This is a genomic window from Aeromonas sp. 600774, assembly GCF_049175075.1.
Classification (GTDB): Bacteria; Pseudomonadota; Gammaproteobacteria; order Enterobacterales; family Aeromonadaceae; genus Aeromonas; species Aeromonas veronii_A.
The window spans coordinates 25,275-46,440 of sequence record NZ_JAAKUJ010000021.1 but is presented as its reverse complement, the minus strand read 5'-3'; the positions used below and the strand labels follow the sequence as shown (position 1 = coordinate 46,440).

18 protein-coding genes are annotated in these 21,166 nt (G+C 62.3%); 8 read left to right on the top strand and 10 right to left on the bottom strand.

The window, feature by feature from the left end:
• Position 1 precedes the first annotated feature (1 nt).
• The 7 genes from G5171_RS19510 to G5171_RS19480 all read right to left on the bottom strand — a co-directional run bounded on the left by G5171_RS19510 (position 2) and on the right by G5171_RS19480 (position 7,925).
• A complete protein-coding gene (locus G5171_RS19510) occupies positions 2–2,878 on the bottom strand; it encodes a formate dehydrogenase subunit alpha (protein ID WP_421260627.1) in 2,877 nt (958 codons plus the stop codon).
• Between the two features lie 23 nt (positions 2,879–2,901).
• Entirely contained in the window at positions 2,902–3,105 is a 204-nt protein-coding gene (locus tag G5171_RS19505) for a transcriptional initiation protein Tat (protein ID WP_042054479.1), read from the bottom strand.
• Between the two features lie 117 nt (positions 3,106–3,222).
• A complete protein-coding gene (locus G5171_RS19500; RefSeq protein WP_058058400.1) occupies positions 3,223–3,840 on the bottom strand; it encodes a TorD/DmsD family molecular chaperone in 618 nt (205 codons plus the stop codon).
• A 9-nt stretch (positions 3,841–3,849) separates the two neighbouring features.
• Positions 3,850–5,595, bottom strand: coding sequence for a 4Fe-4S binding protein (locus tag G5171_RS19495; RefSeq protein ID WP_421260626.1), 1,746 nt, complete (start codon positions 5,593–5,595; stop codon positions 3,850–3,852).
• Between the two features lie 103 nt (positions 5,596–5,698).
• On the bottom strand, positions 5,699–6,298 hold the full coding sequence (locus G5171_RS19490; protein WP_421260625.1) for a DUF3306 domain-containing protein: 600 nt from the start codon (positions 6,296–6,298) through the stop codon (positions 5,699–5,701).
• Positions 6,291–6,869 carry a DUF3305 domain-containing protein gene (locus G5171_RS19485; protein ID WP_421260624.1) on the bottom strand — a complete coding sequence of 193 codons (579 nt, stop codon included), beginning with the start codon at positions 6,867–6,869 and terminating at the stop codon, positions 6,291–6,293. The genes G5171_RS19490 and G5171_RS19485 overlap by 8 nt, the downstream gene beginning before the upstream one ends.
• Positions 6,870–7,253: 384 nt before the next feature.
• Positions 7,254–7,925 (bottom strand): hypothetical protein, encoded by a 672-nt coding sequence (locus G5171_RS19480; RefSeq protein ID WP_421205479.1) that lies wholly within the window; start codon positions 7,923–7,925, stop codon positions 7,254–7,256.
• Positions 7,926–8,203: 278 nt separating this feature from the next.
• Here G5171_RS19480 and G5171_RS19475 point away from each other — a divergent pair, with 278 nt between their 5' ends.
• Positions 8,204–9,061: a formate dehydrogenase accessory sulfurtransferase FdhD gene (locus G5171_RS19475; RefSeq protein WP_219264275.1), complete on the top strand. Its 858-nt coding sequence runs from the start codon at positions 8,204–8,206 to the stop codon at positions 9,059–9,061.
• 15 nt (positions 9,062–9,076) lie between these two features.
• Positions 9,077–9,943: a substrate-binding domain-containing protein gene (locus G5171_RS19470; RefSeq protein WP_421260629.1), complete on the top strand. Its 867-nt coding sequence runs from the start codon at positions 9,077–9,079 to the stop codon at positions 9,941–9,943.
• Between the two features lie 80 nt (positions 9,944–10,023).
• On the opposite strand, the gene G5171_RS19465 is transcribed toward G5171_RS19470, so the two are convergent.
• Together G5171_RS19465 and G5171_RS19460 are read right to left on the bottom strand one after the other, a co-directional pair.
• The gene (locus G5171_RS19465; protein WP_421260623.1) at positions 10,024–12,126 is read right to left on the bottom strand and encodes a sensor histidine kinase; all 2,103 of its coding nucleotides are present in this window, start codon (positions 12,124–12,126) and stop codon (positions 10,024–10,026) included.
• A 25-nt stretch (positions 12,127–12,151) separates the two neighbouring features.
• Positions 12,152–13,507: a sigma-54-dependent transcriptional regulator gene (locus G5171_RS19460; protein ID WP_064339669.1), complete on the bottom strand. Its 1,356-nt coding sequence runs from the start codon at positions 13,505–13,507 to the stop codon at positions 12,152–12,154.
• A 255-nt stretch (positions 13,508–13,762) separates the two neighbouring features.
• On the opposite strand from G5171_RS19460, the gene G5171_RS19455 reads away from it, so the two are divergent.
• The 6 genes from G5171_RS19455 to G5171_RS19430 all read left to right on the top strand — a co-directional run bounded on the left by G5171_RS19455 (position 13,763) and on the right by G5171_RS19430 (position 19,645).
• Positions 13,763–14,605, top strand: a complete 843-nt coding sequence (locus G5171_RS19455; RefSeq protein ID WP_421255841.1) for a substrate-binding domain-containing protein — start codon at positions 13,763–13,765, stop codon at positions 14,603–14,605.
• A 129-nt stretch (positions 14,606–14,734) separates the two neighbouring features.
• Positions 14,735–15,436 (top strand): ABC transporter permease, encoded by a 702-nt coding sequence (locus tag G5171_RS19450; RefSeq protein ID WP_019446238.1) that lies wholly within the window; start codon positions 14,735–14,737, stop codon positions 15,434–15,436.
• 34 nt (positions 15,437–15,470) lie between these two features.
• Positions 15,471–16,166, top strand: coding sequence for an energy-coupling factor ABC transporter ATP-binding protein (locus G5171_RS19445; RefSeq protein WP_005362120.1), 696 nt, complete (start codon positions 15,471–15,473; stop codon positions 16,164–16,166).
• Positions 16,138–16,782: a molybdenum cofactor guanylyltransferase MobA gene (gene mobA / locus G5171_RS19440; protein WP_421260622.1), complete on the top strand. Its 645-nt coding sequence runs from the start codon at positions 16,138–16,140 to the stop codon at positions 16,780–16,782. Before G5171_RS19445 ends, mobA begins: the two co-directional genes overlap by 29 nt.
• On the top strand, positions 16,779–18,524 hold the full coding sequence (locus G5171_RS19435; RefSeq protein ID WP_421260621.1) for a bifunctional molybdopterin-guanine dinucleotide biosynthesis adaptor protein MobB/molybdopterin molybdotransferase MoeA: 1,746 nt from the start codon (positions 16,779–16,781) through the stop codon (positions 18,522–18,524). Before mobA ends, G5171_RS19435 begins: the two co-directional genes overlap by 4 nt.
• 62 nt (positions 18,525–18,586) lie before the next feature.
• Positions 18,587–19,645: an FUSC family protein gene (locus tag G5171_RS19430; RefSeq protein WP_421260620.1), complete on the top strand. Its 1,059-nt coding sequence runs from the start codon at positions 18,587–18,589 to the stop codon at positions 19,643–19,645.
• A gap of 76 nt (positions 19,646–19,721) precedes the next feature.
• Here G5171_RS19430 and G5171_RS19425 read toward each other — a convergent pair whose 3' ends face one another.
• Positions 19,722–21,095, bottom strand: coding sequence for an HD-GYP domain-containing protein (locus G5171_RS19425; protein ID WP_337072390.1), 1,374 nt, complete (start codon positions 21,093–21,095; stop codon positions 19,722–19,724).
• Positions 21,096–21,166 lie beyond the last annotated feature (71 nt).

Sequence of the window (21,166 nt, the reverse complement as noted above, 5' to 3'; positions counted from 1 at the left end):
ATCAGGCTCCTACTTTGCGAAAACGGCACAGGGTGACCTTGGTCTCCTGCATCTGGGTGACCGGGTCATAGCCATAGGTGGTGACTATGTTGACCGACTCCCCCAGCACATAGGGATCAGACCCTTCCGGATATTTGGATCGCAGATCCTTGCCCTCGAAGTGGCCGCCGAAGTGGAACGGCATAAAAGCGAGCCCCGGTTTGACCCGCGGGGTCACCAGCGCCTTCACCTTGACCCGGCCCCCTTCCGGCCCCTCGACCCACACGTCCTGACCGTCGCGCACGCCGACATCGTTGGCATCCGCCGGATTCATCTCGACGAACATCTCCTGCTGCAATTCAGCCAGCCAGGGGTTGGAGCGAGTCTCGTCGCCGCCCCCCTCGTACTCCACCAGACGGCCGGAGGTGAGGATGATCGGGAACTCCTTGCTGACATCCTTCTCCTGCACCGAGGCGTACTGGGTCGGCAGGCGCCACAGGCTCTTGGCATCGGGCCAGGTGGCGTAGTCGGCCAGCAAGTCCCGGCGCGGGGTGTAGAGCGGTTCGCGGTGCTTGGGCACCTGATCCGGGAAGGTCCACACCACGCAGCGTGCCTTGGCGTTGCCGTAGGGCACGAAGCCATGCTTGATGGCGACCCGCTGGATGCCGCCGGAGAGGTCGGTCTTCCAGTTCTTGCCCTCGGCCTCTTTCTTCTCGGCCTCGGTCAGCTCATCCCACCAGCCGAGCTGCTTCAGCAGGTCGGCGGTGATCTCGGGATAACCGTCTTCCACCTCGCTCCCTTTCGGCCAGGAGTCTTCGGCGAGCAGCGAGACGCCCTGATACTCGATGCCGAAGCGGGCGCGGAAACCGCCCCCCCCTTCCGACACCGGAATACTGGTGTCGTAGAGGATATGGCTGCCGGGGTGCTTCATCTCCGGGGTGCCCCAGCAGGGCCAGGGCAGACCGTACACTTCGCCACTGACCGGGCCGCCCTCGGCCTTGAGGTTGGTCTTGTGGAAGGTGTGCCAGTTCTGCTGGTGCGCCTTGAGCCGCTCCGGGCTCTGGCCGGTGTAGCCCACGCTCCACATGCCGCGGTTGTATTCGCGGGTGATGTCTTCCAGCAGTGGCTGGTTGTTCTCGACCTTGATGTGCTTGAACAGCTCATCGGCAAAGCCGAGCTTCTTGCTCAGCAGATACATAATCTCGTGGTCCACCTTGGATTCGAACAGGGGTTCTATCACCTTGTCGCGCCACTGCATGGAGCGGTTGGTGGCGGTGACGGAACCATAGGTCTCGAATTGGGTGGTGGCCGGCAGCAGGTAGACGCCGTCGGTGCGATCGTTCATCACCGAGGCGACGGTGGGGTACGGGTCGACAATCACCATCATGTCGAGCTTTTGCATCGCCTTCTTCATCTCCGGGCCGCGAGTCTGGGAGTTGACCGCATGGCCCCAGTAGAACATGGCGCGGATGTTGGAGCCCTGCTCGATGAGATCGGCGTTCTCCAGCACCCCGTCCACCCAGCGTGAGACCGGAATGCCGTTGTTGTTCATCGGCAACTTGCCGTTGTAGGCCTTGTTGTCGAAGCGGGCCTTGATCCACTCGTAATCCACGTCCCATACCCGGGCCCAGTGCTTCCAGGAGCCCTCTTCCAACCCGTAGTAGCCGGGCAGGGAATCGGAGGTGACGCCAAAGTCAGTGGCGCCCTGCACGTTGTCGTGGCCGCGGAAGATGTTGGTGCCCGCCCCGCTCTTGCCCACGTTGCCGAGGGCCAGTTCGAGGATACAGTAAGCGCGGGTGTTGTTGTTGCCGGTGGTGTGCTGGGTACCGCCCATGCACCAGACCACGCAGCCGGGGCGGTTGTCGGCCAGCAGCTTGGCTGCGCCATAGACCTGCTGCTCGTTGAGGCCGGTTACCCGCTCTACTTCGGCCGGGGTCCAGCGCGCCACCTCTTTTTGCACCTCGTCCATGCCATAGACGCGGGTGCGGATAAACTCCTTGTCTTCCCAGCCGTTCTTGAAGATATGCCAGAGCATGCCCCAGATAAAGGCGACGTCGGTGCCCGGACGCAGGGAGAGGTACATGTCCGCCTTGGCGGCGGTGCGGGTACGGCGCGGGTCGACCACCAGGATCTTGCAGCCGTTGCGCTCTTTCGCCAGCAGGATGTGCTGCATGGCGACCGGGTGGGCCTCCGCCGGGTTGGAGCCGATAAACATGATCGACTTGCTGTTGTGCATGTCGTTCAGGCTGTTGGTCATGGCGCCGTAGCCCCAGGTGTTGGCGACCCCAGCGACCGTGGTGGAGTGGCAGATCCGCGCCTGGTGATCCACGTTGTTGGTGCCCCAAAGCGACGCCATCTTGCGAAACAGGTAGGCCTGCTCGTTGGAGTGCTTGGCGGAGCCGAGCCAGTAGACGCTGTCGGGGCCGGACTCCTTGCGAAGGCGCAGCACCTCGTTGCCCACCTCTTCGATGGCCTGATCCCAGCTGATGCGCTGCCACTTGCCGCCCACCAGCTTCATCGGGTACTTGAGGCGACGCTCACCGTGGCCATGCTCGCGCAGGGCCGCCCCCTTGGCACAATGACCGCCAAGGTTGAAGGGGTGATCGAAAGCTGGCTCCTGACCGGTCCAGACGCCGTTTTGCACCTCGGCATAAACGCCGCAACCCACCGAGCAGTGGGAACAGATGGTGCGCTTCACCTCGACCGGCACCCCGGCCGCTACGGTTTTGGCCTCGGCCCGCTGCATCATGGCAGGGGCCAGCCAACCGGCGGCCACGGCGCCACCGGCCACCAGACCCGAGTTGACCATAAAGGCGCGACGGGTCAGCCCCTGACCGCGAATGGCCTCATTGCCCTGCTCGCCCGCCTGGGGCTGCTCGGCACATTTTGTCAGTTTCATGAGTTCTCCTTCACTGATCCGGCTCAGTCGGTGCCGCGCAGGGTGCGATAAAAGTCGTGAACATGGGGGGTCTCCCGATAGCCCTTGTCAGGCTTGGTATCGTGGGTCAGCACCTCTTTGCCCACCACCCGACCGGTGGCACCGGCCAATACGCCTATAGTGGCGACCACGCCAACTCCCTTGATCAGATTGCGGCGGGACGGGTCTTTCAGCTGTTCATCGCTCATTCTTGTGACCTCTGTTTTTGTAATGTCCGGCGCCTGCGCGCCAGCTTCGCGTCCAATGGGATATCTCGTCTTTTCGTTTTGTTATGCGCAGCTCTTGTTATGTGCAGATAGGGGCGCTCAGCCCGGCACCACGCAGGCGCCAAACGGCAGGCGCAATTCGTTTTCCAGCTTGAAGAAATCTTCGGCAAGGGCGCCGACCGCCCGGTAGAAGCTGCCCCCTTTCGCCTGTTGCTGATCGCGGCAGCAGGCGAGTACCCAGGGGGCAAGGTGGCGCTCATAGAAGCGGTTGCGCTCCGGGTGCTGCTCGCCAATCAGTACCGCCATCACCTCACAGAGGGCGGCGAGATGATCTTCCGGCTCACACACTCCGCTCTGGCGCTCGAAACCGAGGGACTGCAGATCTGCGCGCAGCACCGCCAGCGGCAGCTCCATCAATGAGCCGGTGAGATACCAGGAGGCAAACGGCACAATCTCCCCGCGCCCCAGCCCGATAAAGAGATCCTGATACTCCTCGGCAAGCTCGTTTTCGTGGTGGCTACTGGCCGCCAGCTGCACCAGCCCCAGCCCTCTGGCAAAGGGGCCCGGCATCGGCTGCAACCCTTGCAGCCAGGCGAGCTGTTCGCCACGGGGAGCGGCGCGCCAGAGGCTTGCCAGCAGGGCGTAGAGATCGGCGCTACTCTGTTCCAGTTCGGTCATGGTCAGTTCGCCAGCCTTTTCGTTATGTTGTTCACTCATCACTGGCCCTCACACCTTGAGCTGGGAGACGGGATCCGCCGCCAGCGCCGCAAACACATCCTTGACCCGACAGTCCTCGCACATCAGCAGCCGCTGGGCGGCCTCGTTCTGGAAGTGAGAGTGACCGGCCAGCTTTTGCTGGATGCGGCGGATCATCGAGGCGGGCGCGAACGGCTTGGAGCAGCGAATGCAGCAGGCCGCCTCTTCGGCTTTCAGGCTCTGTACGGCGCGGCGCGCCTCGGGCACGGGTTGCAGGCGGGGCACCAGTACGATGGCCTGCTCGGGGCACGCCTTTTCACACATGCCGCACTGGATGCAATCCTGCTCGATAAAGTTGAGACCCGGAGTGTGCCCCACCGCATGCAGGGCACGGCTCGGACAGACCGCCACGCAACCCATGCAGAGGGTGCAGTCAGCTTCTTTCAGCTCCACGCTGCCGTATGGAGCGCCATGGGGCACCGCCAGCGGCTCGCTGCGCCCTTCGTTGGCCTGCCAGAGGGCATCGAAGGCGGCAAACAAGTTCTCCCGTTTGTCCCCTGTCAGCGGCTTCTCCAGCAGGGCAACGGTTGGCAGGCCGGAGATCGGCTTATCTTGCTCGGCATCAACGTTAAACAGGGCGATGCGATCGGCAGCGAGACCGGCGCCCGCCAGCAGCACGGCGGCGCTGGCCAGCTCCCGCTCAACCAGCGCACGGACACTTGCGGGGGTATCGTCACCCAGCGCAATGCGTACCGCGCTGGCGCCATAGGCGAGGGCGGCAAACCAGCTCTCGATACCCAAACTCGCGCTCTCCTCCACCCAGATCGGCAGCCAGTTGGCAGGCAGGCGGGTGAGTTCGGCCTCCACCCATTCGCGCTCGTTTTCACCGGCGATCAGCAGCTGGGGCGCTTCGCCCCCCGCCTCCCGGTAGTGCTTGAGCAAGCGCAGCAGGTAGTCGCCGCTGGTGTTGGCATCGGGCTGATGATAGGCAATCGCCCCGGTCGGACAGGCAGAGGCACAGCTGCCAAAGCCCTGACAGAGATGGGGATCGATCTGGATGCGACCATTGATGGGCTTGAGCGCATCGGTCGGGCAGACATCGAGGCAGCGGCTGCAACCGGGCACGCCGCGGGCGGTAAAGGCGCAGGCCTCGGGGTCGAGGCGAAAATAGCGTGGCTTGTCGAAGATACCAGTCAGCGCGCAGATCTCGGCGAGCCGTTCGGCCAGCCCTTGGTCATCGGCCAGATGCAGATAGCCGACCGGTGGGCGCTCCAGTGCAAAGAGCGGAGCGCGGCCCAGATCGGCCACCAGATCGAAACGCGGTTCGATACCGACCGTCGCTTGTTGTGGAAAACAGAGCGCAGCCAGATTAACCCGCTCACCCTGCCCATTGAGGCCGGTAAGCTGGAACTGGCCGAGATACCCTGTCAGGCCCGGTTCGCGCAGGGTCAGGGCCGCGAGGGATGCGGTGGCATCAAAAATGGCTTCGAGATCGGCCGCCTCGGCATCATGGACCGCTTCGGTCACCAGTAGAGTGGGCTTCACTCCGGCAGGCAGCAGGCTGGCGGCGCGGCGAATGCGATCCTCCGGGCCGACCAGCAGCAGACGCCCCTGACTCTGGTAAGAGACAGTGGCCGGGATCAGGTTGTCGGTCTTGACCGTATGCTGCAGGGCATAGGCGCGAGCGCGCGCGTTATGCTCGGCCGCCCCCGCCCCATGGGCAAGATTGGAGGCTAGATTTGGGGTCAGATTTGGCAATGTTTGTTCAGTGCTCACATACACTCCTGCGCGCGCCACCTCATGGGATGGGCGCTTGTTGGTAAGCCGAGAGAGCAAGAGGCGAGCCAACTCCCCCGGAAAAAAAGTAACTGACAGGGAGTCAGGATCCTGAGGGTTCCATTCCCCCACCTTTGGTTGGGACATTTTGTCCACCACAGGAAACCAAAATGTCCCGAACGTCGGTGTGGGTTTGAGAATGGTTATCAGCCAGCTCGTGCGGCTCGGCGGCAGGTTCGTTGACAACCGCCACCGGTTCAGCAGACCCGCTGGCCGGATTGGCCGATTCGTTCTCCGGGGCGATCACCTGATCCACCAACCAGTTGCGCAGCCCGGCGGTCAGGGCCGCAGGCAACAATTCGGGCTGGCTGAAATCCTGGGTGTAGTCGTCGAGCCCATCCGGCTTGTGGCTGCGAAACATGGCCCGCAGCGCCTCCCTGTCGGGGAGTTTGGCCTTGCCCGGCTGGGCTGTTGTTAGCAGCGGCTCGCTACTCTCGGCCCCTTCAACGGCAAGCGGCTCACAACTCCCCTTGTCAGTGCTGACTACGGGGCTATCCAGCGCAGAATCTGGAGTTTCAGCTTCGCCACTGCCTTCGATGGGGGCGGCAACAGCCTCGGGGCTAACCTCTTCCCTCGGCTGCAATGCCTGATACTTGCGCGCCTCACTCTTGCGAGACGACCAGCGCTTGAGGAACTCACTCATGGGCACTGTTTCCGGCCTTGTTTACGGCACTGGTTCCGGCGTCGCTGCCACGCTCGCGGCCATCGGGGCCGGTTGCTTTAACGGCGCCACAGCTGGCTTGATCTACCGTATCGACACCGAGCTGATCCTGGGCCCGCCCCTTGCCCTTCTTGCCCTTGCGACGGGCCTCCAGCAGCTCGCCGTGACGGCCGATAAAGGCCTCCACCCAGGCTTGCAGCGCTTCGGGCAGCGGGCAGGAGAGCACCTGCCGCTCGCCATCCATATAGGCGGCAGCCACGGTCTGGCTCAGGGTCAGACCATCGGCCACAAAGCCATTGTCCACGCGGCTTCCGGTGACAAAGAGGCGGGGCGAGCCGGAGCTCAAATTGAAGCGATAATCCCCCCGCTCATCGCGAAACAGGGTAAGGGGCAAGGCACCGGCAGCCTCAGGTTCGGCGGGATGGAGCGCCGCAATCTCGAAACGGCGGCTCTGCCAGCGGCCAACCTGGCTGTCGATGGCCTTTAACTCCAGTTGCAGCCAGCGCTGCGGGGAGAGGGGTTTGGTTGTCTCTTGCACTGTCACGGCTCCCATCAGAAGGTCTCTGCCGGGCCGCCCTCCCCCTTGAACCACCCCGTTTGGGGCGTATCACAGCAGGAGATTCAGGGCGGCCACGGCCATCAATGGGATAAGACATAGCAAGAGTGGGGCCAAGGCCGGTTTGGTGGTGGATGGAGGCTTTAATGCGGGTTGGCCTGTCATGCGGAATATGGGTTGGCGCGGGCGTAGGTTGGTGCAGAGCGCAGCGAAGCCCAACATGCGGCATAACATCAATCCACCAGAGACTGATAGAGGGAATGGCAATAATCGAATAACACCAGATTATCCGATTATTGCCTTGATAAGAATGTTCGCGGTAAACATTGGGCTTCACTTCGTGAAGCACCAACCTACGATTTATCCAAACATACGAAACACTTATTTTCGGAACTCATCCCCCCTTATGTTTTCAAATGTTTTTTCAACTAGGTCTATCATTTCCGGCATGCCTGATTGATACATGGCTTTAAGAATTGTAATAGCATTTGCTGCTGGACTATCCATAACCCAGCGAACATCATTGAATGTATCATGGCTGAAACCAACAGGCCCAACACCACGAAATTTCATTATTGACCCATTAAATTGGCATCCAATAAAATGCTTACCATCAATTTCTACAATTTCTGGTCCAAATATCTTATCAACAACCTTCTCCATCTCAACATTATCAAGCAACATGACTCCATTTTCTTTCCAATGTTGTAACTCGCTCTCGATAGAAGCTTTATTTTGTTGAGATTCATTAAACATTGTTTCAATGGCTGAAGTATGCAATTTTGATTCTGTAAGACTACTATCCAATAGATTATATTTTTCCTCTAATTCCTTCAGGTCTTTAATGGCTTTTTCATGCTCGGGAGTTTTTGTCGACCTAAACCAATATATTGAAATGAGAATAGGTGTTAGTACAATACAAATAACCCCCCAAACAGGCATAGTCAACAAAACATTTATGTATGATAAAATCTCAACTGCTCCAGACACTTCTAGTATAAAAGCAGCGACTATTGAAGCTAATACACTAAAGAAGAACTCTTTCTTACCCATATACACCCCCAGCACACTTTAACATTAAAACTTAAGGAATTTTAAATACATGTAGAAATTAGCGCAAATTAAATTCTTTAATTAGTAAACACCATAATTAAATCTGACACCGAGACATTAATGAAATTAATATCACTACAGGTTTCTTCAAACATTGTCATCTGTTGGAAAAATATCGCAACCATTTTTTTCTATCTCTGGTAAAGCCCCTTTAATATCTGGAACAAAACTTGCTGTATCCCTCCCCTTAGATCCCGGCAACCGGTCGCGAGGGGCCCATGACACCGACCTTTATCAAAAGCAATGCCGCAGCCCAGCTCACCATGGCCGTCGAGGTGATGGATGAGCAGGGCACAATGAACACCCGCCAAATCGCCTGTGAGCGGCCTCTGACGGTCTACCTCAACTGGAAGGAGATAGTGACCCTGATGACGCTGGGGGCCCGCCCCGAGGCGCTGGTGCTGGGTTATCTGAAAAATCAGGGCTTTATCGAGGATATTACGGCCATCGAGTCGGTGATCGTCGACTGGGAGAGCGAGGCCGCCGCCGTGGTGAGCAGCCAGCAGGCCGACGACCTCGACAAGTCACTGGAGAAGAAGACGGTCACCTCCGGCTGCGGTCAGGGCACTATGTATGGCAGCGTGATGAAGAAGCTCGAAGGGGTGGTCTTGGCGGCGCCCGAGCTTAAACAGAGCACCCTCTACGCCCTGCTCAAGGCGCTGTCGGCCCATAACGAAACCTACAAGATGGCGGGTGCCGTGCATGGCTGCGCCATCTGTCGCGGCAGCGAAATCCTCTCCTTTGTCGAGGACGTGGGACGCCACAATGCGGTGGATACCCTGGCGGGCGAGCTGTGGATGCGCGGCGAGAGCGGCCACGACAAGATCTTCTACACCACAGGGCGGCTCACCTCGGAGATGGTGATCAAGGTGGCGCAGATGGGCATTCCGGTGCTGCTGTCGCGCTCCGGCGTCACCCAGATGGGGCTGGATCTGGCCCGCCAGCTCGGCATCACCATGATTGCCCGCGCCAAGGGGCGCCATTTCGAGGTATTCAGCGGCCACGACCATATGGTGCTGGACGAGAAGCCGCCGGTGCTGGTGCCCGGTTCGGCCGGTCGCGGGATGCGGGACTAAGCAATGAACGAATTTATGAACGTGAAGCAGGTGGCGGAATACCTCGATCTCAACGAGAAGAAGGTCTACCAGCTCGCCAACGAGGCGCGCATCCCCGCCACCAAGGCGACCGGCAAGTGGCTGTTTCCCCGCTCCCTGCTCGACCGCTGGCTGCTCGGCAGTTGCCACGAGGGGGTGATGAACGACCGGCTGCTGCTGGCAGGCTCGGACGACGTGCTGCTGCACTACGCCAGCAGCCGCTTGGCCCGGCAGCTCGGCACCCAGGCACTGGTGGGCTACACCCCCTGCGGCACCCGTCAGGGGCTGGCGATGCTGGCGCGCGGCCATGTTGATCTCTGCGCCATCCACTGGGGGCAGGCCGAGGAGGCGCACCTGCGCCACCCGGCGCTGGTGCAGCAGTATCAGGGCCACCGGCAATGGGTGATCGTTCATGGATTCAGGCGGGTGCAGGGGCTGGTGCTGCGGCAAGGGCTGCAACCCAAGGAGGCGAAAGAGGCGCTCGACTGGCGCTGGGCCATGCGTCAGGAGGGGGCTGGCAGCCAGCGCGCCCTGCAGGAGTGGCTGCAAACCCAGGGGGAGTCGCTGACCCGGCTGGAGCGCAACCTCGAGGTCAATAGCGAGCGGGAGCTGGCCGCCGCCATCAGCCGTGGCGATGCGGATGTCGGGCCCGGCGCCCAGAGCACAGCCACCGAGTTTGGCCTCGGCTTTATGCCGCTGTCGCAGGAGTGTTTCGATCTGGTGATGCCGCAGGGGGTCTTCTTTCGCACCCTGCTGCAACAGCTGATCGGCTGGCTGCAATCTCCCGAGGGACGCGAGCTGGCGGCCCGCCTCGGCGGCTATGACCTGACCCAGAGCGGCAAGCTGGTGTGGAGTCCGCAGTAAATAACCACTCACCCACAGACAAAACAGCCCGCCAACCATGTTGACGGGCTGTTTTTATCACGGGCCTTTTTATAACAGCATCAATCGCTTGTCTCACGCCCCTCGGCATTGAGCGCAATGCGCCACCCTTCCAGTTTCGCAGGCTCGCTACCGCTGGGCAGCAGGGCGTGGCTGCGCAGCCGCACGGTAAAGCAGCTCCCCTGCCCCGGGGTGGAGTCCACCAAGAGCTCCCCACCCCAACGGCTGATGATGCGGTGGCTCAGGGCCAGCCCCAGACCGGTGCCGGTGGCGCGGGTGGTGAAAAAGGGATCGAAGATCTTGTCGATAATGGCCGCCTCGATGCCGCTGCCGTTGTCGATCACCCGCACCTCGGCCCCGCGCAGCTGACCCAGTTCATCGACCCAGTCGCGGCTCTCGACCCGGATCTTCCCCTGCTCTCCCAGCGCGTGGCTGGCGTTGACCAAGAGGTTGATCAGCACCTGCAACAGCTGCTGGCGGTCCGCCTCGATGGGCTGCTGGGCCCTGAGATCGGCCACCAGCTCCACCTGCTGCTGGCGCAGGGCGGAGCGCACCAGGGTCAGGCTCTCCTCGATGATGGGGTTGAGGTGCTGCCACACCGGCGCCGTCTCGTAATCGCCGGGGCGCGAATATTGCAGCAGGCTGCGAGTGATGGCGCGGATGCGCTCAATCTGGGCCAGCACCAGCGCCAGCTCCTCGCTGACCGGCTCGGCCGCCTCTCCCAGCTCCAGCTTCATCAGCTCCACATTGCCGAGGATCACCGCTAGCGGGTTGTTGATCTCGTGGGCCACACCGGCGGAGAGTTCGCCAAGGGCTGCCAGCTTCTCGCTGATCAGCAACTGCTGGCGCGCCTCGGTCAGCATATGGATATGATCTTCCAGCTCCGCAGTCTTGAGCTCGAGACTTTGGGTGCGCTCGGCCACCTTCTGCTCCAGCTCGTCAGCGCTGCGGGCCATCTGCTGCTGGTGCGCTTCTTGCCTGTCCAGCATGGCGTCAAACTGGCGACCTAGCTGGGCCAGCTCGTGATCGGGATCGAGGGCCAGCGGGCCGATACGGGCCGACTCCCCGGCCTGCACCTGCCGCACCACCTTGTGCATCCGCTCGATGGGGGAGAAGAGATCCCGCGCGCCGCGATAGACCAGCAGGCCGGAGAGCAGCAACAGCAGCACTACGCCGGAGCCCAGCTCCACCAGATTGGTGAGGTAGGTGCGGATAATGGGCCACTCGAGAAAGCCCACATAGAGCATGCCGAGCCGCTCGCCCCTGGCTCCCAAGAGCGGCTCGTAACCCGAGACATACCAGGCGTCGTGGACAAAGGCGCGGTCAACCCACATCTCCCCCCGTCCCAGCACCTGATCGCGCACTGGCGGCGAGACCCGGGTGCCCACCGCCCGGCCCACCTGACGGCTGCTGCTGACCGGTACGTTGGTGCTCACCCGCAGATCGTCGAGAAACAGGGTGACGGTGCCAACACTGCCATCCGGCAGGGTGTTTTTGGCAAACACCTGCCCCTTGAGCTCATCCACCAGCCGGGTGCTGCCGTTGACAAGCTCGCCCCCCTCCAGCACGGCCCAAAGGGAGCCGTCGCGGCCCATCACAGGGGTCAGTGACAGGCTGATCAGTCCCCTGTCCTCCACCACCCTGGTGCCATCCCGCTGCCACAACACAGCCCGCTTGGCCAGTTGCGGGGAGAGAGCGAGCATCTCCTGCTGCGACCAGACCACGAAGTGGCTGACGCTGCGTCCGGCCGTGAGAGCAGCGCGCTCCTGCGCCGTCAGCTGATCCAGCTCGGGGCCGCGGCGCAAGCGCAGAAAATCGAGACCATAGTTGGCCGCCAGCGGCATCACCCAGTCATGCAGCTGATCCGGCGATTCCCGCAGCCGCAGTTGAAAAGCCCAGGCATCGCGCAGATGCTCGAGATGCTCGGTCTGGCGCTGCTGCTGCACCGTGATGGCGTGGTGGGCCACCCCGAGATCGCTGCGCACCGTGGTGAGCAGGTTCTGCCAGCTGTAGGTGAGAGTCCAGTAGAGGGTGAGCGCTATCATGCCCACCAGGGTGAGCATGATGGGTACCGAAGTGAGCAGCAGCAGGCGCCAGCGCACTTTGGTGCGCACGCAACGGGGCAACAGGGCGCGCATGCAGCGGGAGAGCAGGGTCAGTTTCATCGCCACCCCATCCGATCAGCCTTCCTCATTCGATGGCCCACTCCTTGAATTTGCGATCCAGCGTCTTGCGGGCCACCCCGAGCACCCGGGAGGCGGCCGACTTGTTGCCATCATGGCTCGCCACTACTTGCAGGATGTGGGCTTTTTCCACCTCCGCCAGCGGCCACGCCAGCGGGTAGCCCTCCTCGCTCGTGCCCGGTTCGGCGGGCTTGCTGCTCTGCCAGTAATCCGCCGGGGGCTTGCCCAGCAGCAGGCAGCGTTCGATGAGGTTGCGCAGCTCCCGCACGTTGCCGGGCCAGGGGTAAGCCTGCATCGCCACCACATCCTCGTGGGTCCAGCTCAAGGAACCCATCCCCATCTCGGCGGTGAGCTGGCGGGTAAAGTGGTGCACCAGCGCGGGGATATCGTCGATGCGTTCGCGCAACGGGGCCACCGGCAGCGCCACCACGTTGAGGCGATAGAAGAGATCTTCGCGAAAGCGGCCCGCCTCCACCTCGGCCTTGAGGTTGCGGTTGGTGGCGGCGACGATGCGCACATCCACCGCCAATTCACGCTCAGCCCCCACCGGGCGGATGGCCTTCTGCTCCAGCGCCCGCAACAGGGAAGCCTGCATGGCTAGCGGCATTTCGCCGATCTCGTCGAGAAACAGGGTGCCCTGATGGGCGACCCGGAACAGGCCGTCACGCCCCTTGCGGGCGCCGGTAAAGGCCCCCTGCACATGGCCGAACAGCTCGCTTTCCAGCAGCTCCGGCGCGATGGAGGCACAGTTGAGGGGCACAAAGGCCCCCATACGGCCGGAGAGTTGATGCAGGGCGCGAGCCACCAACTCCTTGCCGGTGCCGGACTCCCCCTCCACCAATACGGCGGCATTGGAGGGGGCTACTCTGGCGATGAGCGTCTTGAGCTCGCGGGTCTTGGCACTGTCGCCAATCAGGGTGGGCGGGAACAGCTTGCTCACCTCCCGGCGCAGCAGCAGGTTCTCCCGCTCCATCTGGCGGCGCTCGATGACTCTGTCCACCGCCTGCACCATCTGATCGAGGTTGAAGGGCTTGAGGATAAAGTCGCTGGCGCCGAGGCGCAGCGCCTTGAGGGCGGTCTCCATATCGCCAAAACCGGTCATGAAGATGATGTCGCTGCGGCGAGTGGCCGGGTCGATGGCCTCGTGCCATTCGATGCCGGAGCGCCCCGGCAACCGGATGTCGGCGATGATAAGGTCGAAGTGAAGGCGGCAGCGCAGGGCTTCCGCCTCCTCCACGCTGGCGGCAGTCTCAATCTGGGCAAAACGCTTGGCCAGCGCCTTGGCCAGAAAGCTGCGCATGCCGGGCTCATCGTCAACGATAAGCAGAGAGAGGGCAGACCAGCGGCTGGGAGGGAGTGTCATGGAAAAAAGTACCTCGGATGCACGTACGGTCGGTGAATGTCCCGATAACCGGAACCTTAGTGGGACATTTTGTCCTTACCGTATCAAAAGCACCAACACCAATTATTAAAAGCGATAACAAGCTCACCTAATTGATTCTAATAAGCTTCTGTTTTTAAACGGCAAACCGTGAATACAGCGGCACAGGAACGGTTTGGCACCCTGCTTGCTTACTCTTGCCCTCTCCTCAGCCACCCTGAAAAAAGTTGCATCACGATGACGATAAAAACCAGCCTCAAACGTTTTGCCCTCTCCCTCGCCACCAGCCTGCTGATCGCCGGTGCGGCCCACGCCGAAGCTGATACTAATGCCACAAAAGCGCCGATCCGCCTCGCCACCACCACCAGCACCGAGCAGTCCGGTCTGCTGGGCTGGCTGCTGCCCCAGTTCACCAAGGAGACTGGTTATCCGGTGCAGGTAATGGCGGCCGGTACCGGCCAGAGCCTGAAGATGGGTGAGAACGGCGACGCGGATCTGGTGATGACCCACGCCCCCTCTGCCGAGAAGAAGTTTGTCGACGCAGGCTTTGGCATCGAGCCGGTGCACCTGATGTACAACGACTTCGTTATCGTCGGCCCGGCCAACGACCCGGCGGGTCTGGCCAAATTGCACGACGCGGCCAAGGGGCTGCAAGCCATCAAGGAGCAGGGCCAGACCTTTATCTCCCGCGGTGACGAGTCCGGTACCCACATCAAGGAGAAGACCCTGTGGCAAGCCGCTGACGTCAAACCCGAGTTTGCCGGCTACAAATCCATCGGCCAGGGGATGGGCCCGACCCTGACCATGGCCTCCGAGCTGGGTGCCTACACCCTCACCGACCGCGGCACCTGGCTCGCCTACCAGAGCAAGCTGGATCTCGCCGTACTGCTGGAGGGTGACAAGCGCCTGTTCAACCCCTATCAGGTGATCCTGGTCAACCCCAAGCGCTACCCGGATCTCAACACTGAAGGGGCGCGCACCCTGAAAAACTGGCTGATCTCCGAGCATGGCCAGAAGCTGATCGGCGACTTCAAGGTAGCCGGTCAGGCGCTGTTTGTAGCGGATGCCAACGGGAAATAATGGCAACGCTGACCCCTGCGATGACCTTGATGGCCCTCCCCCGGTTCACTGAGGGAGGCGCCTGATGCCGGCCCTGCTCGACACGACCGTATTGACGGCCCTCGCCCTGCACGATGAGAGAGAGGTCTGATGCCGACATTGATCGACACGACATTAGCAGCCCTCGCCCTGCTGTTCAGTGGTGACACAGAACTGTGGCAGGTGGTGGGGGTCTCCTTCTCCGTCTCCTGCATCGCCCTGCTGCTGGTGTTGCTGCCCGCCTTGCTGCTGGGCTTTGCCCTGGCCTATCTGCCGCTGCCCGGCCGCTGGCTCTGGCTCTCCTGCATCAATACCCTGCAATCGGTGCCGACTGTGGTGATTGGCCTCTTGCTCTATATGCTGCTGTCGCGGGCCGGCCCTTTCGGTGACTGGAAGCTGCTCTTTACCCAGCAAGCGATGGTGGTGGGGCAGATGCTGATCGCCTTTCCGGTCATAGCTACCATGGCTCACGCCGCCTTTGTCCAGAGTGACCGGCGTGCCTGGGAGACCGCCCTGACCCTGGGGGTCTCCTGGCCCAAGGCGCTGATCGGCCTGATGCACGAGTGCCGCTTTGGCCTGCTGGCCGCCATCATCGGCGCCTTCAGCCGCATCGTCACCGAGGTGGGCTGCTCCATGATGGTGGGGGGCAATATCCTGCACTTTACCCGCAATATCCCCACCGCCATCGCGTTGGAGACCCAGAAAGGGGCCTTCACCCAGGGGGTGGCGCTCGGCATAGTGCTGCTCACCCTCGCCCTCTTGCTCAACCTGCTGCTGACGGCCTGTCGCGGCCACAGCTATCTGAAGAACTGACCATGCCCCCACTGTGTATCAACAGGAGTACCCCATGGCCCTGACCGCCCACCAGCTGACGATGCGCTTTGGCGAGCGCCAGCTGTTCGAGATTGACCGGCTCGCCATCGCCCCGGGGGATGCCATCTGGCTGCATGGAGCCAACGGGGTGGGCAAGACCACTCTGCTCAAAATCCTGGCGGGGCTGCTGGCACCCACCCGCGGTCACACCAATCTGCCGGGGCGCTGGCAACAGCGGCTCAACCGGCTGCTCAAGCGGGATCTGGGGCCGGGCCGGGTCACCTATCTGCACCAGACCCCCTATCTGTTCGATCGCACGGTGCACGACAACGTGGCCTGGGCGCTCGATAAACAACTCGGCAGCGAGATCCGGGTGTTCGAGGCGCTGCGCCGGGTCGAGCTGGAAGGGCTGGCGCGGGAGCACATCAGCATCCTCTCTGGTGGCGAACGGCAACGGCTGGCGATGGCCCGCGCCTGGGCGCTGCAACCGGCCTTTCTGCTGATGGATGAGCCCACCGCCAATCTCGACACACATTCGGTTGCCCTGATGGCCGCATTGGCGCAAGATCTGCGGGAACATGGCAGCGGCCTGGTCGTCATCAGCCACCAGAGCAACGCCCTGACCGACCTGTGCGAGCGGCAATGGACCCTCGCCCGTGGCCAGCTGCAAGAGACGACCCCTTTAAAAATCATCGAGCGACATGACTTCAAAAAGCGACAGCCACTCTGATCCCGTTGCCGTATCAGCAGTGATCCTGGCAGGAGGCCGCGCCACCCGGATGGGGGGCGAAGACAAGGGATGGGTAGCACTGGCGGGACGCCCTCTTATCGACCATGTTTTGGCGCGCCTGCGCCCCCAAGTAGATGAGGTGCTGATCAACGCCAACCGCAGTCAGGCCCGCTATCAGGCGCTGGCACCGGTCATCAGCGATGACAACAACGACTATCTCGGCCCGCTGGCGGGCATGCAGGCAGGTCTTGCTGCCGCCCGTCACGACTGGGTGCTGTTTGTCCCCTGCGATGGCCCCGCCCTGCCGCTGGATCTGATGAGCCGCTTTCGCGCCGCCCTGACCCCGGATACCGAGCTGGTAGTGGCCCATGATGGCGACTGGCTGCAACCCGTGGTGGCCCTGCTGCACAAATCCCTGCTCCCCTCCCTCACCGCTGCGCTGGCAGAGGGAGAGCGCAAAATCGATATCTGGTTTGCCCGCCACAACATGGCGGTGGTGAGCTTTGCCGATCAGCCGGATGCCTTTATCAATCTCAATAGCCCGGACGAGCTGGCCGCCTACGAGGCCCGTCTGCTTGCCTCGGCTATCGACCCCCAACAAGGAGTCACCTCATGACCCCGGCCCCCACTCTTCCCCTGCTCGGCTTCGCCGCCTGGAGCGGCACCGGCAAGACCACCTTGCTGGAGCAGTTGATCCCCCTGCTGGTGGATCGCGGCCTGCGCATTGGGGTGCTCAAGCACGCCCACCACGACTTTGATATCGACCAGCCGGGCAAGGACAGCTATCGCCTGCGCAAGGCGGGTGCCCAGCAGATGATGGTGGCTTCCCGCCGCCGTCATGCTCGCATCATTGAAACCGAGCTGGCCGAAGCCGATTTTCGCCAGCTGCTGGCCAGCTTCGATCAGACAGAGCTCGACCTGCTCTTGGTCGAGGGGTTCAAGCACGAGCACTTCCCGAAAATCGAGCTGCACCGCGCCGAGATTGGCAAGCCGCTGCTCTTCCCCGAAGACAGCGACATCATCGCGCTAGCCAGCGATCAGCCCGCAGAGACCACCCTGCCGCAACTCGATATCAACGATCTGGCGGCTATCGCCGACTTCGTCTGCCGCTGGCTTGACGGCTGCCAGAGCAAGGAGCCTGAGGCGGGCAAGGGCTTTCTCTCGGTCGAAGCGGCCCGCAACGCCATTCTGGCGGCCCTCACCCCGAGCACGGCCTGCAGCGACAAACCGCTGGCCCAGTGCCACGGCGCCGTGCTGGCCGCCGATCTGATAAGCCCCATCAATGTGCCCCCCCACGCCAACTCGGCGATGGACGGCATTGGCCTTCGTAGCGACGATCTCGCCACCGGTCGCTGGCAGCTGGTGGGGGAAGTGCTGGCGGGCCAGCAGCGCCGCGAGCCTGTGCTGGCCGGTCAGGCGGTGCAGATCATGACCGGTGCCCCGCTGCCCCCCGGGGTCGATACCGTGGTGATGCGTGAAGAGACGCTGATTGAAGGTGAGTGGGTCACGGTCACCGCACCGATCCGCGCAGGGCAGAATGTGCGCCTCACCGGGGAAGATCTCGCCAAAGGTGCGATCGCCATCCCGGCCGGGACCTGGCTTGGTGCCCCCCAGCTGGGGCTGGCGGCATCACTCGGTCAGGCATCGCTCTGCGTGCGCACCCCGCTGAAAGTGGCGCTGTTCAGTACCGGTGACGAGGTGCAGGCGCCGGGCGAGCAGCTCGCCCCCGGCCATATCTTCGACAGCAACCGCTTCACCCTGATGGCCCTTATCCGCGCCGCCGGTTGTGAGGTGATGGACCTTGGCATCATTCCCGATGACAAAACCATCCTGCGCCAGCAGCTGGAGCAGGCCGCCGCCAGCGCCGATCTGGTGCTGAGCTCCGGCGGGGTCTCGGTAGGCAACGCCGACTTTATCAAGCTGGTGCTGGCAGAGCTCGGCCAGATCGATTTCTGGCGCATCCAGATGCGCCCGGGCCGCCCGCTCGCCTTTGGCAAGCTGGGGCAGACCCCCTTCTTCGGCCTGCCGGGCAATCCGGTGGCGGCGATGATCTGCGTGCTGCAGTTTGTCGAGCCCGCCATCGCCCGCTTGCAAGGCAAGCGGTGGCAGCCGCTGCGCCTCTCGGCACTGGCGGACGAGAAGATGAAGAGCCGCCCGGGGCGCACCGAGTTTCTGCGCGGCATCTTCCATCAGGACCGTAACGGACAGCTGCGGGTGCGCACCACAGGGCCACAGGGCTCGGGCATTCTCAGCTCCATGGCCGATGCCAACTGCCTGATCGAAATCGTACCGGATCAACCCGGGATCGCCGTTGGCGAGCGGGTCTGGATCCACCCCCTGCAGGGACGACTGGCCTAAATCCCGACGGGGCGTCGGCCGGATGCACGGCGCCCCGTCACCCAACTGACAGGAGGCAGACCGTGCGTCTTGATGCCCCCCTCTCCCGACTCGATCTGCTGGTCTATGGCCGCTACCGGATCGTCCATGGCCTGCGCATTGCGCTCGCCTTTATGCTCACCTTTCTGCTGACCCGCGAGCTGAAACTGCCGGAGAGCACCTGGCCGCTGATAACCTTGGTGGTGGTGATGGGCCCCATCTCGTTTTGGGGCAATGTGCTCTCCCGCGCCCTGCAGCGGGTGGTGGGCACCATCTTCGGCGCCAGTTGCGGGGTGGTGGCGCTCTATCTCGAGATCTACTCGCTACCGCTCACCCTGATCTGGTGCGGGTGCATCATGTTTCTCTGCGGCTATCTGGCCCTCGGCAAGCGCCCCTATGTGGGGCTGCTGATCGGCATCACGCTGGGAGTCACCATGGGGGCCATGCCGGGGGATATAGAGACGGCGCTGTGGCGCAGTGCCGACGTGATCCTGGGCTCCCTGCTGGCGCTGCTCTTTTGCAGCATCTACCCCCAGCGGGCCTACAGCCACTGGCGGCTGCAACTGCACCAGATCCTGCAGCAGTCGGGGCGGCTCTATCACACTCACCTCTCCCCCAATGTGCTGGAGCGCCCGCGCCTCAAGCACAATCTCTCCCAGCTGCTGGCACAGACCGGCAAACTGCGGGCCCTGCTGGCCCCTGCGGCCAAGGAGACACGCCACAGCGTCGCCCTGTTTGATGCGGTGCAGGTCACCATGCGCAATACCCTCTGCACTCTGGAGATGCTGGCCAACACCTACTGGAACGATCGGGAGAGCCACTTCCTGATGCAGAGCACGGCTGCGCTGCAAGCCTGCCATCTGGCCACCGAGGAGGCGATCAACCAGCTTGCCCTGATGATGCAAACCGGTGACGGGCGTGGCGCGGATGCCGCCATCGCCCGCCTGCACGAGCTGGCAACCCAGGTATCGCTCCCCCCCAATACCGAGGCGGCCATCAATGGCTACCTCTGGCTCAACGTCCAGCTGACCGAGCAGCTGACTCACCTGCGCCGCCTGCTGGGTCTGATCCTCACCCCGCCCCATCGCAAGCAGCCCGACTAGGCCCAATGCAAAACGCCCCGCAGTGGCGGGGCGTTTTGCTATCTGACTGGCCGCTTGGGCCGTTGATCAGTAACTCTTAACTGGCATTGGCCAGCGGCTGCTCGGTGGTGAGGTAGAGGGAGAAATCCTGAATACCCGCCTGCAGGGCGGCAAAACAGTCAGGGTCTATTGCGGTGCCCAGATTCTCCGCCATCATCTCCAGCGCCTGCGGCACAGGGATGGCGCCGCGATAGGGGCGCTTGGCGGTGATGGCATCGAAGATGTCGGCTGTGGTGATGATGCGCGTCTCAAGGGTAATCTCGTCCCCTTTCAGCCCCTTGGGGTAGCCTTTGCCATCGAGCCGCTCATGGTGGGCGCCCGCCACTTTCGCCAGCTCCTCGAAGACACCGATACGGCTCAGGATCTCCTCGGTGTAGGCGGCATGCATCTGCACCGCCGCCCACTCCTGTGCATCGAGTTTGCCCGGCTTGTCGAGAATGGCGTTGCTCACCCCGAGCTTGCCCACGTCATGGAGCAAGGCGCCCCGCTTGAGCCAGCGTCGACGCGACTCGGACAACCCCATCTGGGTGGCAAGAATATCGGTATAGAGCGCCACCCTGCCGCTGTGACCCGCAGTGTAGGGACTTTTGGAGTCCACCACCTGCCCGAAGGCAGCCGCGATTTCGTCCAGATAATCTTCATCCAGCGCTACCTCCCCCTGTCCGGCCGGTTGGACCAGCACCCACTCGGTCAACCGGGGATCGGCCAGCCCTTGCCAGAACTCCTCGTCGGCCAGCGCTTCAAATTCGCGAACCAGTGCCGGATCAAACCAGCTGCCGCTGCGCTCGCGCAGCTCCTTGAGCGCCGCATCCGGGCCTGCGGCTGCGTGAAACACATCCACCACCTGACAGAGCAGGGCAATGCGCGAGAAGAGCGGGATCGCCTCGCCAGCCAGTTGCAGGGGCCGACCTTTGCCATTCCAGTGTTCATCAAGGGAGAGGATGCCATCGGCCACCTCGTCACTGAAACGCAGCTGGCGAGCAATATCCGCCCCCCGATGACAGCGGGTCTGGATCAGTTCGTTGGCAATCTGGTCACCGTTGCGAAAGATATGAAACAGGCTGCGAAAACGTCCCAGCAGATCCGCCTGCAAGCCGGTGTGGCCCAGCACAAAGTTGACTACCTCGGAGAGGGAGCCATCCACCAGTTTGAAATCGCGTTTGAAGTGAAGATCGTCGGTGAGATAGAGCTCGCAGATACGGGCAGCATTGCTGCTGCACCCAAGATCCTTAAGCAGGAGCGTGTAGTAGAGATCATGGCGCAGCCGGGCGTCCAGTCCCAGCCGCTCTCCCAGACGGGAACCTATCCAGCAGCAGCGAATGCAGTGTCCTCTTGGTTGCCCCTCAGTCATATCGAGCGCATGACTGAGGGAACCAATCAACTCCGCCAATCGCAATCCATTCACCGTCATAGACTACTCCCTTAGACATCATGGCGATTTTGCCAGCAGATTAGGTATACCCCATCTGAAGCTGGATCGAT